The organism is Nonomuraea recticatena, assembly GCF_039533245.1.
Taxonomy (GTDB): Bacteria; Actinomycetota; Actinomycetes; order Streptosporangiales; family Streptosporangiaceae; genus Nonomuraea; species Nonomuraea roseola.
This window is the reverse complement of the sequence record NZ_BAAATE010000009.1, coordinates 13,529-26,126: the sequence shown is the minus strand read 5'-3', so window position 1 is coordinate 26,126 and position 12,598 is coordinate 13,529. Positions and strand designations below refer to the sequence as shown.

11 protein-coding genes are annotated in these 12,598 nt (G+C 71.8%); 6 read left to right on the top strand and 5 right to left on the bottom strand.

Annotated features, from left to right (window positions below):
• Positions 1-136: 136 nt before the first annotated feature.
• Positions 137-1,513 carry a PepSY-associated TM helix domain-containing protein gene (locus tag ABFX50_RS19195; RefSeq protein ID WP_346148142.1) on the top strand — a complete coding sequence of 459 codons (1,377 nt, stop codon included), beginning with the start codon at positions 137-139 and terminating at the stop codon, positions 1,511-1,513.
• Between the two features lie 21 nt (positions 1,514-1,534).
• Here ABFX50_RS19195 and ABFX50_RS19190 read toward each other — a convergent pair whose 3' ends face one another.
• Positions 1,535-1,939, bottom strand: coding sequence for a hypothetical protein (locus ABFX50_RS19190; protein WP_346148140.1), 405 nt, complete (start codon positions 1,937-1,939; stop codon positions 1,535-1,537).
• A gap of 99 nt (positions 1,940-2,038) precedes the next feature.
• On the opposite strand from ABFX50_RS19190, the gene ABFX50_RS19185 reads away from it, so the two are divergent.
• A complete protein-coding gene (locus tag ABFX50_RS19185) occupies positions 2,039-3,031 on the top strand; it encodes a GlxA family transcriptional regulator (protein ID WP_346148138.1) in 993 nt (330 codons plus the stop codon).
• Here the strand turns inward: ABFX50_RS19185 and ABFX50_RS19180 are convergent.
• The gene (locus tag ABFX50_RS19180) at positions 3,028-3,522 is read right to left on the bottom strand and encodes a MarR family winged helix-turn-helix transcriptional regulator (RefSeq protein WP_346148136.1); all 495 of its coding nucleotides are present in this window, start codon (positions 3,520-3,522) and stop codon (positions 3,028-3,030) included. The genes ABFX50_RS19185 and ABFX50_RS19180 overlap by 4 nt on opposite strands.
• Before the next feature lie 100 nt (positions 3,523-3,622).
• On the opposite strand from ABFX50_RS19180, the gene ABFX50_RS19175 reads away from it, so the two are divergent.
• Positions 3,623-5,218: a DHA2 family efflux MFS transporter permease subunit gene (locus ABFX50_RS19175; RefSeq protein WP_346148133.1), complete on the top strand. Its 1,596-nt coding sequence runs from the start codon at positions 3,623-3,625 to the stop codon at positions 5,216-5,218.
• Between the two features lie 14 nt (positions 5,219-5,232).
• Complete coding sequence (locus ABFX50_RS19170; RefSeq protein WP_346148131.1) at positions 5,233-6,378, top strand: cytochrome P450 family protein; 1,146 nt, start codon at positions 5,233-5,235, stop codon at positions 6,376-6,378.
• Between the two features lie 15 nt (positions 6,379-6,393).
• Here ABFX50_RS19170 and ABFX50_RS19165 read toward each other — a convergent pair whose 3' ends face one another.
• On the bottom strand, positions 6,394-7,056 hold the full coding sequence (locus tag ABFX50_RS19165) for a response regulator (RefSeq protein WP_346148129.1): 663 nt from the start codon (positions 7,054-7,056) through the stop codon (positions 6,394-6,396).
• On the bottom strand, positions 7,053-8,189 hold the full coding sequence (locus tag ABFX50_RS19160) for a sensor histidine kinase (RefSeq protein ID WP_346148127.1): 1,137 nt from the start codon (positions 8,187-8,189) through the stop codon (positions 7,053-7,055). Before ABFX50_RS19160 ends, ABFX50_RS19165 begins: the two co-directional genes overlap by 4 nt.
• A gap of 176 nt (positions 8,190-8,365) precedes the next feature.
• Between ABFX50_RS19160 and ABFX50_RS19155 the strand changes: the two genes are divergently transcribed.
• Both ABFX50_RS19155 and ABFX50_RS19150 read left to right on the top strand, forming a co-directional pair.
• A complete protein-coding gene (locus ABFX50_RS19155; RefSeq protein ID WP_346148125.1) occupies positions 8,366-8,731 on the top strand; it encodes a hypothetical protein in 366 nt (121 codons plus the stop codon).
• On the top strand, positions 8,728-10,248 hold the full coding sequence (locus ABFX50_RS19150) for a multicopper oxidase family protein (RefSeq protein WP_346148123.1): 1,521 nt from the start codon (positions 8,728-8,730) through the stop codon (positions 10,246-10,248). The genes ABFX50_RS19155 and ABFX50_RS19150 overlap by 4 nt, the downstream gene beginning before the upstream one ends.
• Here ABFX50_RS19150 and ABFX50_RS19145 read toward each other — a convergent pair.
• On the bottom strand, positions 10,245-12,440 hold the full coding sequence (locus tag ABFX50_RS19145; RefSeq protein WP_346148121.1) for a polysaccharide lyase 8 family protein: 2,196 nt from the start codon (positions 12,438-12,440) through the stop codon (positions 10,245-10,247). The genes ABFX50_RS19150 and ABFX50_RS19145 overlap by 4 nt on opposite strands.
• Positions 12,441-12,598 lie beyond the last annotated feature (158 nt).

Genomic DNA, 12,598 nt, shown 5'->3' with positions numbered 1-12,598 from the left:
GGCTGTAGCCCGGTCCGCGGGCCGTGGCAGGCCGCTGCCGCCGCGCCCGTGTCCCGCCACGCCGGTGCGTGGCTGAACCCCCACCCGAGGTGAGGCGTACCTGTCGATGTGCGCGTCCCCGTGAACGGAGATCCCCATGACTTCTACCGACGTGCGCCCCGCCGCCGAGCCTGAGCAGTCCCCCGGACGAGGAACCGCGTGGACCGCCCTCAAGCCTCTGGTCCTGCGGCTGCACTTCTACGCCGGCATACTCATCGCCCCCTTCCTCCTCGTCGCCGCCTCCACCGGGCTCCTGTACGCGGCGTCCTACCAGATCGAGCAGATCGTCTACCGGCACGAACTGACCGCGCCCGCGGGCGAGTCCCGGCTGCCGCTCACCCGGCAGGTCGCCGCCGCGCAGACGGCACACCCGGACGGCAAGGTCACCGCAGTACGGCCGGCGGACGAGCCCGACGCCACCACGCGGGTACTGATGGACGTGCCCGGCCTGCCGGAGAGTACCCAGCTGGCGGTCTTCGTCGACCCGTACACCGCTCAGGTACGCGGCGTCCTGGACAGCTACGGCAGTTCAGGCGCGTTCCCGGTCCGCGCCTGGATCTCCCAGCTGCACCGGCACCTGCATCTGGGCGAACCGGGGAGGGTCTACAGCGAGCTGGCAGCCAGCTGGCTGTGGATCGTCGCCCTGGGCGGGCTGGTGCTGTGGATCTCCAGGCGTCGCAGGAAGCGCGGCCTGCGCGGCCTCATCGCTCCTGACCGCTCGCTTTCGGGAGCGCGCCGCGCCCTCTCCTGGCACGGATCAGTGGGGCTGTGGGCAGTGGTGGGCCTGCTCTTCCTGTCCGCCACCGGGTTGACGTGGTCGAAGTACGCAGGTGAGAACGTCGACGAGCTTCGCGCCGCGCTCGGCTGGACCACTCCGGCGATCTCCACCTCGTCCGGCGAGCACGCCGCCCACTCAGGTGGCAGCGGCCACCAGCACGGCGGGGCGAGCGCAGATGTGGACCGCGTCGTCCAGGCCGCGGCCGGCAAGGGGCTGTCGGGTCCGCTGGAGATCGTCTGGCCTGGTGAGGCAGGCGCCCCCTATCTGGTCAAGGAGATCGACAAGAGCGTCCCCCAACGCCTTGACCAGGTGGCTGTGGACGCCAACGGCAAGGTCACCGCCGAGCTGCGCTTCGCGGACTATCCGCTGGCCGCCAAAGTCACCAGGTGGGGCATCGACGGTCACATGGGGCTGCTGTTCGGCCTGGCCAACCAGGTCCTGCTGGCCCTCCTGGCAAGCGGCGTGATCACGCTCATCGTGCTCGGCTACCGGATGTGGTGGCAGCGCCGTCCGACCCGCGGCTTCGGCAGGCCGTACCCGCGTGGTGGCCGGCGGAGGGCGCACTGGGCCGTCCTCGCTCCCCTGAGCGTGATCGCCGTGGCGGTCGGCTGGTTCCTGCCCCTGATGGGCATCTCACTGGCCGCCTTCCTGGTCATCGACGTCCTGCTCGGGCTTCGCGCCAGGGTGACCCGCTAGACGTTGTTCGCCGGACGGGTCTCAGCCCGCGCAGTGGGTGTACTCCGTGCGGCGCAGCAGCATCGCGCCGAGCATGAGGGGGAACATGGCCACGTGCGCGAGGAGCATCAGCCCGCCGGCGTCGATGACGCCCAGCCAGAGCAGGGGGAAGAGGGGGACGACGGGGGCGAACATCGCGGCGCACATCTCAAGGGTGGGCTGCCAGGCGTGGCCGCGGAACCTCATCCAGGCGGCCATCCCGACGGACATGTTGAAGGCCATCACCAGGTAGCCGAGCTCGGGGTGCTGCGTGTGGGAGAAGCCGAGGCCGACGGCGGACTGGAGGAAGCCCAGGGCGAACATCCCGACGAACATCGCGATGATCATCTCGATGTAGTGGAGGGTGAACCGGCGCCATCCGCGCGCTGTCGTCGCTGTCTGCGTCATGGTTCGACTATGCGATCGGGGCCGGGCGCGCCCAAGGTAAGGCGATCGGGGTGGTCCGGAATCTTGGGTACCCGGTCAGTCCGGCCTAGAGTCGGGGCCATGAGCGAGCGGCATTTCGTGATCGTCGGGTACGACGCCGCAGAGCTGCTCGACATCGCCTGCGTGGTTTCGACGCTGGAGTGCGCCAACTGGTACGGCGCGGCCCCGTACTACAAGGTCCGCCTGGCCACGCCGGGAGGCCGTCCCATCGAGTGCAATCCCACCGTGACCCTCCATGCCGGCGAGACCCTCGAACGGGTCACAGGACCGATCGACACCCTGCTCGTGTCGGGAGGGATCGGGAGCCAGGACGCGGCGGCCAACCGGCTGGTCCTGGCGCACGTCCGCCGGTTGGCGCGGGAGAGCCGCCGCGTGGGGTCGGTGTGCACGGGGACGTGGATCCTGGCCGCCGCCGGTCTCCTCGACGGCAGGCGGGCCACCACCCACTGGCGGTGGGCGGACGAGCTCGCCGCGCGCCACCCCGAGGTGCACGTCGATCCCGACCCCATCTTCGTCCAGGACGGCAACGTCTACACTTCGGCAGGCGTCACCAGCGCCCTGGACCTGACCCTCGCCCTCATCGAGGAGGACAACGGCGCCGACCTGGCCAGGCTCGTGGCCAGGCAGCAGGTGACCTACCTGCAGCGGCCGGGCAACCAGGCGCAGATGAGCATGTTCACCGCCGCGCCGCCGCCGTCCGACAGCCTGATCAAGCGAGTGGTCGACCACATCACCGGGCATCCGGACGCCGACCTGACCGCGGCGACGCTGGCCGCCGACGCGGGCGTGAGCGAGCGCCACCTGACCAGGCTGTTCCTCAAGCATCTCGGGCAGACCCCCGGCAAGTTCGTCCGGCTGGCGCGTACGGAGGCCGCAGCCCACCTGCTGACCTCCACCTCCCTGCCCATGGCCGCCGTGGCCGCCCGCTGCGGATTCGGCACCGCCGAGACCCTGCGCCAGGCCTTCCTCGACTGTTACGGCGTCCCGCCCTCGCACTACAGGCTCACCCAGTCACGCACCACCCCACAGGCCGCGACCGGATCGAGCACCTAGCGGGGAGGTGGCGCCTGCTCGGCGAGCAGGGCGGTCATGCTCGCGCGCAGGTCGCCGAGGAAGTTCTCGAACTGCTCGAGCTGCTCGGGCGGGTACTGGGCCACCAGAGCCTCCAGGCGCTCCCCGAAGGGGCCGAAGAACTCGCGCGCGGGCTCCTCGATGAGCGAGCTGCTGCGCAGGGTCACCACGCGGCGGTCGGCGTGTTCGCGGGTGCGCACGATATGCCCGAGACGCTCGAGGCGGTTCAGCAGGTTCGTGGTGGCGCCCGACGTCAGTGAGAGGCGCTCGCTGAGGCGGGTCGGCGACAGGGGCGCGCCCTGGTCCTCGGCGTACAGGATCTCCACGAGGGCGGTGGCGTCGGTCGAGTGCAGTCCGAGCCAGGCGGCGAAGCGGCCGGTGAACTCGGTGTAGTTCGCGCCGAAGGCTCGTAGTCCGTCGAGGAGCCGGGCGGTGTGCTCGGCGACGTCGCTGGACTGCCGCGCCTCCTCCATCGGCTGATCATCTCCTTGTCGTCGTGGTCGTGCGCGTTGACAATCTACTCTGCTCCTAAGATACCTTCATGATGAAGAAGCTTTCTCATGAAGGAGATACATGACTGCTCAGTCTCCGCCTCGCCGGTGGCTCGGCTTGATCGCGGTCACCCTCGGAGTGGCACTGATCGTGGTGGACGCCACGATCGTCAACGTCATCGTTCCCTCGATCGTCGGCGACCTCGGCGTCAGCTCCGGCGAGGTCCAGTGGGTGCAGGAGTCCTACGCCATCGTGCTGGCGGCGCTGCTGTTGCTGGTCGGCCGCCTGGCCGACCTCCTCGGCGCCAGGCGCGTCTTCCTCGCCGGTGTCGTCATGTTCGGCGTTACCAGCGTGTTCGCCGCGCTCGCGCCCACCGGAGGGCTGCTCATCCTCGCGCGCTTCCTGCAGGGGGTGGCCGCCGCGATGATCCTGCCGACCTCGCTGGCGCTGGTGAACGCCACCTTCACCGGCAGGGAACGCGGCAGGGCCTTCGCCGTCTGGGGCTCGACGATCGGCGCCGCCGCGGCCGTCGGCCCGCTGCTGGGCGGTGCGCTCGCGGAGATCTCGTGGCGCTGGGCCTTCGGCATCAACATCCCCCTGGTCGTACTGATCTTCCTGGGCGTGCGGACGCTGCTCGCGCCGTCGCCCCGCACCAGCGGACGGATCGACCTCCCCGGCGCCGTGCTGTCCGTCGTAGGGCTCGGCCTGCTCGCCTTCGCCCTGGTCGAAGGCCGCACCTACGGATGGGTCACGACCGTCCACCCGCTCGACGTCGCCGGCCTGTCCTGGGACCGCGGGCCCTCCCCTGTGCTGGTCTCCCTGCTGGTGTCGGCCGTGGCTCTCCTCATGTTCGTACGGCGCCAGGCCGCGCTGGGGCGAGGCGGCGGCACGCAGCCGCTGATGGACGTGCGCCTGTTCTCCATCGGCTCCTTCCGCAACGGCAACGTCGCCACGGTGCTCATCGGGCTGGGCGAGTTCGGCATCATGGCGGTGCTTCCGCTGTGGCTGCAGTTCACCCTCGGATACAGCGCGCTGCAGGCCGGCCTCGCCCTGGTGCCGCTCGCCCTGGGCAGCTTCGTCGCCAGCGGCGCCAGCTTCGGGATGGCCTCCGCCCTCTCCCCTCTCACCCTGGTCCGCCTCGGGCTCGCCCTGGAGGTCGTCGGCCTGGCCGGCCTGGGGCTGATCGCCACCTCCGACAGCGCGTGGTGGCCCATCTCCCTGGCGCTGCTCGTGTACGGCGTCGGCGTGGGGTTCGCCTCCGCCCAGGTCACCAACGTCGTCCTCGCCGACGTACCCGCCGACAGCGCGGGCCAGGGCGCCGGCATCCAGAGCGCCGCCCGCGAACTCGGCTTCGCTCTCGGCATCGCGGTGCTCACCACGGCGTTCTTCAGCGTGCTCGGTACGGCGCTGCACCAGCGCCTCGTCGCCTCCGGCATGCGGGAGTCGCTGTCGGACCAGCACACCGCCGCCGTCACCGACAGCGCGGGGGCGGCCATCGCCCCGCTCGCCGCCGATCCACGCACCGCCGCGGTCGCCGAGGCGGCACAGGCGGCGATGAGCCAGGGCCTGTCCATGGCGGCCTGGCTCGCCGTCGGCCTGCTCGTCCTCGCGCTTGCCGCCACCGCCGCCGTCCGCCCCTCCACGGCGACGACCGGCCCCACCCTGACCCACGCCTGAGATCTGGAGCCCCCATGCACGACGCGCCCCGCCTCGACGACATCGACCCGTTCGCCGCGACCACCCGAGGCATCACCGAGCCCGACCCCGCCCGCACCGCCCTGCGCGCGGCCGGCCCCATCGTGCGGATGGAGGCGCCCGCGGGAGGACCGGTGTGGATCGTGACGGAGGAGGCGCTGGCGCGGCAGGTCTTCGCCGATCCCCGCATCGTGAAGGACCCCGCGTTCGCGCCCCCCGCATGGGACCACACCGCGGGGCTCGAAAGGACCGCAGCCGAGCAGCCTTCCCTCACCACCCTCGACGGCCCCGACCACACCGCGCTGCGCCGCGCCCACGCCCCGCTGCTCAACGCCAGACGCATCCGCGCGCAGTCCGACCGTGTCCACGCCATCGCCAGGGAACTGCTCACCGAGCTGGCCGCCGAGGGCCCGGTCGTCGACGTGATGGACGGCTTCACCGTCCGCTACCCACTCACCGTCCTGTTCGACCTGCTCGGCCTGCCGCTCGACCTCGTCGGCGAAGCCATGGACGCCTGCCGCCGGATGTCGGCCGACGACCCCGCCGACCAGGGCAGGGCGATCGCCGACCTCGCCGACCTCGCCGCCGCGGGGCTCGCCGACGGCGTCCAGGGCCTGGCCGCCGAGCTGCGCGACCGGGTTCCTCCGGAGACCACCAGGCAGCAGCTGCAGTACCACCTTTTCGCCCTGATCTTCGCGGGTCAGCTCACCACCGACGCCTCCCTGGGCTTCCTGATCGCGCGCGTGCTCGCGGACGACTCCGACCTCCCGTCGGACGACCTCGTCCGCGAGACGCTGCGGCTGAACCCGCCCGCTCCCTTCACCCTCTGGCGATTCACCACCACCGAGATCGAGCTGGCGGGTGCGCGCCTTCCCGCCCGCGCGCCCGTCCTCGTCGACATCCAGGGCATCAACACCGACCCCGCCCGCTCGCCGGGCCCCGACCTGACCTTCGGGGCGGGCCCGCACTTCTGCGTCGGGGCGCAGCTCGCCCAGCTCGAACTGCAGGCGGTGGCCACGGTGCTGCGAACCGACTTCCCCGACGCCCGGCTCACGGTCCCCTTCGCCGACCTCCGGCAGACCTGCCCAGGCAACATCCTCGGCACCAGGCTCACCACTCTCCCCGTGGCCCTGCGCGGCTGACCGCGGACAGGGAGATCAGCGGGCGCCCGGGGTGACCAGGCCTGACTCGTAGGCGTGGACGACCAGTTGGGCGCGGTCTCTGGCGCCCAACTTGGACATCGTCCTGCTGACGTGGGTCTTCGCGGTGGCGTGGCTGATGGTCAGATGGCTGGCGATCTCCTCGTTGGACAAGCCGGACGCGACCAGGGTCAGGACCTCGCGCTCCCTGTCGGTCAGCCGGTCCAGGCCTGGGCCTGGCACCGGTCTGGGAGGCGTCGAGACGTACTCCTCGATCAGCCGCCTGGTGACCGCGGGTGACAGCAGCGCCTCGCCCCTGGCGGCCACCCGCACCGACTGCAGGAGGTCGGCCGGTTCGATGTCCTTGACCAGGAAGCCGCTGGCCCCCGCCCTGAGCGCGGCGAAAACGTACTCGTCGAGGGCGTAGTTGGTGAGGATCACCACGCGTACGGCGTCGAGCTCGGGGTCGGCGCCGATCCTCCTGGTGGCCTGGATGCCGTCGAGCAGGGGCATCCTGACGTCCAGGAGCGCCACGTCGGGCAGCAGCTCGCGGCACAGCTGGACGGCCTCGCCTCCGTTGCCCGCCTCGCCCACGACGGTGACGTCGTCGGCCAGCTCCAGCAGGGCTCTGAACCCCGCCCTGATCAGCGGCTGGTCGTCGGCCAGGAGGACCCGGATCACGGCCGACCCCCCACCGGCAGCTCGGCGCGCACCGCGAAACCCTCGAAGGCGCCCTGCGACTTCACAGGGCCGGCCGTGAGCGTGCCGCCTGCCGCGACCGCGCGCTCCCTCATCCCGATCAGCCCCATCCCGTGCTCCGCCGTGCCCGCGTCGGACTTCCCGTCGTCCTCGACCAGCAGCTTGATCATGTCGGTTCCGTACTCGATGGTCAGTGTGATGGTCGCGGGGCCCGCGTGCCGCAGCACGTTGGTGAACGCCTCCTGCACGATGCGGTAGGCCGCCCTGTCCACCTCAGCCGAGAGCTCCACAGGGGCGCCGACGACGACCGTCTTCACCGGCAGCCCCGCCGCCGCGGCCCTGTCGACGAGCCTCGGCAGCCTGGCGAGCCCGGCCTCCGGCCCGTCGGCCTGCCGCAGGACGCCCAGGGTGGCGCGCAGCTCGTGCATCGCCTCCTGCCCCGATTCCTTGACCGCGAGCAGCGCCGCGCGCGTACGGGCCTGATCGTGCTCCAGCAACTGCAGCGCGACCGAGGTCTGGACGTTCATGACAGAGATGGTGTGGGTGAGCGTGTCGTGCAGCTCCTGCGCGATCCACAGCCGTTCCTCGCCCGCCCTGCGCAGAGCCGCCTCCTCCCTGGTGCGCTCGGCCTCGGCCGCCCGCCGTTCGACCTCGTCCAGGTAGGCGCGACGGTTCCTGACCACCTCGCCGCAGACCACCACCGCCACGAGCCAGCCGCTGAGCAGGCTGAGGCCGCCCGGCTCGGGGTCGACGTCGGAGAGCGCGACCAGGCCTCCCACTCCGACGGCCAGCGCCACGGCGAGCCCGATCGCCAGGCGGCGCCGTCCGAGGCTCGCGGCCGTGTAGATGGCGATCAGGGCAGGCGCGGCGGCGAAGACACCCGGATAGCGGGCGCCGTAGTAGACGACGCCGCAGCCGACCGTGATCGCGCCGACCCACACGGGCGAGCTCCGCCGCCAGATGAGGGCGAGTGACGAGAGGGTGATCAGCGTGAGGCCGAACGGATCCAGCGGACACTCCACCAGGCCGGAGCGGGACAGCCTCGCGTACGTGCCGGTGACGCCCAGCGTCAGCACACCGACCGCGATCGCCGCGTCGGTCCTCCAGAGCTTCACGCCTGACACGCTAGGTCATCCGGCCTGCCGCGCCGACGGCCGGGCGGAGGAGACGCGGCGTACGTCCCCGGTCGCACGCGGGCGCCGCGCGGGCCTGCCGTACATCCTGGGATGTACGGCGAAGCGTCGCCGCAGGCCCGACGATCTTTCGAGTGCGGCGGGCCAGCATGGCCTCCATGAAACCCTGGATCACCTGGTCGCTGCGGTCGGCCGCCGCGCTGCACCTGCTCGGCGTGCTCGCGCAGGCGGCGTTGGCAGGACTGTTCGTCACCGGCGAGGTGGACATGCTCGCCTGGCACCGCGACAACGCCGGCTTCACCCACGCCGCGCTCTACCTCCAGTTGGTCGCCGCGATCCTGCTGTGGCGGCCGGGCCGGGGCCCCGCGTGGCCGGCATGGGCAACGGCCGCCCTCGTGGCCGCCGAGACCGCACAGGTCGCGTTGGGACACGACCGGGTCCTGTCCGTGCACTTCCCGCTCGGCGTGGCCGTCTTCGGCGCCTCCGCCGTGCTGACCGTCATGGTGTGGCGGGTGACGCGGTGATCTCCCGTCGTGGCTTTCTGGGCCTGCTCGGCGGCGCCGGCCTCGCGGCAGCCGGATGCGGCGCCCTGACGGCGGAGGTCGCGGGCGAAGGGCTGTTGAGCGCGCTGCCGCTGCCCCGGCGGTTCAGCGTGCCGCTGCCGATCCCGAAGACCGCCGCCGCCGTACGGCCAGGCCACTACGAGGTGGCGCAGCGCGCCGCCAGGATGGAGATCATTCCTGGCACCACCACCGAGGTGTGGGGATACGACGGCACGTTCCCCGGGCCGACCTTCGACCTGCGGCGCGGGAGCCGTACCGTCATCAGGGTCCGCAACGAGCTGCCCGTGCCCACCTCGACGCACCTGCACGGAGGGGTGACGCCGCCAGGCTCCGACGGCTATGCGACCGACCTCGTGGTGGCGGAGGGCAGGGGTTTCCGGCCCCCTCAGGGCGAGCACGGCCACCACGACCTGTCGCAGTGGACCTTCCACCAGGGGGCGAAGGACTACGACTACCCGCTGGAGCAGCGGGCCGCCACGCTCTGGTACCACGACCACCGGATGGACTTCACCGCACCGCAGGTCTGGCGAGGGCTGGCCGGTTTCCTGCTGGTCCGCGACGACGAGGACGACGCGCTGCCGCTGCCCAAGGGTGAGCGGGACCTCCCGCTGATGATCTGCGACAGGGCCTTCGAGGAGGACGGCTCGTTCCGATACCCGTCGAGGGACCCGAGCCTGCTGGTGCGCGCGGGAGTGGAGGACGACTTCATGGAGGGCGTCGAGGGCGATGTGATCCTGGTCAACGGCGCCCCCTGGCCGTTCCTCGAGGTGGACGCGGCCCGCTACCGGCTGCGGCTGCTCAACGCCTCCAACGCCCGCCGCTACCGGTTGGAGCTCACTCCTGGAGGCAGGTTCGTCCAGGTCGGCAGCGACCAGGGCCTGCTTGCCGCCCCCGTGGCCCACGACGCGATCACCATCGCGCCCGGCGAGCGCTTCGACGTGGTCGTGGACTTCTCCCTATACCCGGTCGGGGCCGAGGTGAGCATGGTCAACACCCTCGGCACCGGCGCGGTCAGGGACGTGATGTGCTTCCGCGTGGCGCGCAGGGCGACCGACGACAGCGTGGTCCCGAAACGGCTGTCGGCGGTCGAGCCTGCCGAGGGGGCCGTCGCCACGCGCGTCTTCGACTTCCGCCGCACAGGTCAGGGCGGCGGCGGCTCATGGACGATCAACGGCAGGCCGTACCGGCCAGGGCGCCCGCTGGCCACGCCGCGTCTCGGCACCACCGAGATCTGGCGGTTCACCAGCGACTTCCACCATCCCGTGCACGTCCATCTGGCCTGCTTCCAGGTGCTGACGCGCAACGGCGGACCGCCCCTGCCGACCGACGCGGGCTGGAAGGACACCGTGGACGTGCGCCCCTACGAGGTCGTGGAGGTGGCGGTCCGGTTCGAGGGCTTCAGGGGGCGCTACATGCTGCACTGCCACAACCTCGAGCACGAGGACATGGCGATGATGGCCGACTTCGAGGTGGTCTAGCCGAGCCGTACGGTCACCGTCGCCGAGCCGCCGCTCAGGTCGGCGGGCCGGGCGAAGCTCAGCGTGAACCCTCTGCCCGTCGCGGAGCCTGTCAGGGAAGGGTGGGAGCCGAGCACCTCGGCCACGGGCCGGTCCCAGGTCACGGTCAGCTCGCTCAGGTCGCAGCGAGGGTCTGACACCGTCAGCGTGGCCGTGCCGTCGCCGCCCTCCCTGACCAGGACCGCGCAGGGGCCGGAGGCGGTCAGGCCGCCGACGGCTCCGCCGTTCCAGAAGTTGACGGCGGTGAGACCCAGCGAAGGGACGTGGACGCCCTGCCTGTCCGCGGTGTTGGCCAGCACGCGCGCCCAGAGGGGGTCGGCGGCGCGGGCCCTGGTCCGCTCCAGGGTGGCGCCCGGCATGAGCAGGTAGACGTAGTCGGCCGAGCGGGGATCGACGCCGTGGTCCAGCCAGAGGGTCACATAGCCCCTGCTCGCCGAGCCGCCCGAGCGGTGTTCGCGCAGGGTGCGCAGGTCGGCGCCGGTGGGCAGGACGTAGCCGCCGTGTCCCTCGAGGTGGGCCAGACCGGCTTCGAGGGTGAGGTGGGCGTCGGTCCTGCGGTTGTCGACGACGGTCTCGACGGGCACGCCGTCGCGGGCGGTGATGCCCGCCCCCATGCAGACCACCGCGTCGTCGAGGAAGAACCACGACTTGAAGGCCTCCATCGTGCTCTCGAGGCCGTAGAGGTGCTGACCGACGGTCGCGTACCAGCCGTCGGTGGCGCCGCCCACCCAGCGGGCGGGTGGGCAGGTGTCGCCCCATCCCCTGCCCGCGCCGTCGGGCAGCCGCCGCGTGGAGACGGTGGTGCCGGGCAGCCGGTAGGGGTCGACGGTCTGCCAGAAGGAGTCGGAGTACTGCTCGCCGTGGCCCTCGGCCCACCAGTAGAGCATCCCGGAGCCGGTGTGCCAGCCGCGCTCGTTCTCCCCGTTGCCGTGCTCGTAGTGGCCGATCCTGTGGGAGGCCATGCTGAGTCCCGCGCACCAGGCCCGCCTGCGATGGACGGCGCGGGCGCTCATCGGCAGCAGCCGGTGCCCTTCGGGCTCGGGAAGGGCGGGGACCGTGTCGTCGTCGAGGAGTTCGGCGAATCGGCCGTCGGTGCGGGCACTGCGCAGCGCCCATCCCTTGACCATGCCCCGCCAGCGGGCCCCTTCGGTGGCGGAGGCCGACTCGCTCAGCAGCAGGACGGCCGAGCCGATGGCGTCTCCCCTCCTGTGGTCGCCGTACGCGCTTCTGCCGATGCCTCTGCCGTTGACCAGGTCCATGCAGAAGCCGTCGTGGACGAAGGGGGCGAACGACCTTTCGACGCTGTCGAGGACGACCCTGCTGGTGACCTCCCACGGGGAGCCGCGCAGCACCGCGAACAGGCACGCGACGCCCGACAGCAGCACCATGCCGTACCCGCCCTGGTAGGGGATGGAGGTGTGCTGGATGAACGAGCCGTCCCTGTAGAACCCGTCGCCCTCGCTGACGTAGGAGAAGACGGGCGACAGCGCCGAGACGGCCTGCGTGGCCTTCACCGGATCGCCCCTGAGGATGGCGAGCAGCAGCCTCACCGTGCACAGGTCCACCCGGTTGGCCCCCGTGCTGTTCCCGCTGTAGTCGGCGAGGAGGCGCTCGGGCACGAAGTGGTCCACCGCGTCGCGCAGCGCCCTGCTTCTGGCCTCCGTCAGGTGCGGCGCGATCAGCACCGCCGCGTCGAGCAGTCGTTTCGGGACGCCGATCTGCCAGTTCCACCAGTTGCCCACAGGGTCGGCGCCCGCCGTGTACACCCTGCGCCGGTAGTGGTCGATGCCGGTGGCGACGGCCTGCGCGAGGCTCGCGTCGCCGGTCAGGCCTGTGCCCGCCATGGCGTACGCGCGGGCCATCGTCTGCAGCCGCTCGGGTGTGTCGTCGAAGGATGGGAAGGCCAGCCCTGGCCAGAGCGACGTGCGGGCGGGCGCCATGGTGTCCAGGTATCCGGCCGCCTTGGCCCCCAGCCTGTCGGGCCTGCTCCTGAAAGGGGCGGCCGTCACGTCCCGCCACTGGCGGCGCAGCAGCGCGAACGACTCGGGCCAGGTGTGCTCGGCGGACGCGCGGGCGCCGCTCGCGGGAAGCGCCGTTCCCACCGCGGCGATGCCGCCCAGCTGGAGAACCGATCGCCTGGAGTATCCGCCCACGCCTGGGATTATCGAGCATCACCGGAGGCGGTCAGGTCGCCTCGCGTTGCGGAGGCGCCGGCCCGGAGGTGGGCGAAAGCCCGGGACCCCGCCACGGAGCCCGGCGTGTCGCCGGGGGCCGCGGCGGGGTGAGGGCCGGCGCGTGTGACCAAGGGGAG

What these genes read in the sequence shown, in the direction of transcription:
- ABFX50_RS19170 (WP_346148131.1), top strand. Translation starts at nt 5,233, where the DNA reads ATGCACGACGCGCCCCGCCTCGACGACATCGACCCGTTCGCCGCGACC.
- ABFX50_RS19180 (WP_346148136.1), bottom strand. Translation starts at nt 3,522, where the DNA reads ATGGAGGAGGCGCGGCAGTCCAGCGACGTCGCCGAGCACACCGCCCGG.
- ABFX50_RS19175 (WP_346148133.1), top strand. Translation starts at nt 3,623, where the DNA reads ATGACTGCTCAGTCTCCGCCTCGCCGGTGGCTCGGCTTGATCGCGGTC.
- ABFX50_RS19185 (WP_346148138.1), top strand. Translation starts at nt 2,039, where the DNA reads ATGAGCGAGCGGCATTTCGTGATCGTCGGGTACGACGCCGCAGAGCTG.
- ABFX50_RS19195 (WP_346148142.1), top strand. Translation starts at nt 137, where the DNA reads ATGACTTCTACCGACGTGCGCCCCGCCGCCGAGCCTGAGCAGTCCCCC.
- ABFX50_RS19155 (WP_346148125.1), top strand. Translation starts at nt 8,366, where the DNA reads ATGAAACCCTGGATCACCTGGTCGCTGCGGTCGGCCGCCGCGCTGCAC.
- ABFX50_RS19190 (WP_346148140.1), bottom strand. Translation starts at nt 1,939, where the DNA reads ATGACGCAGACAGCGACGACAGCGCGCGGATGGCGCCGGTTCACCCTC.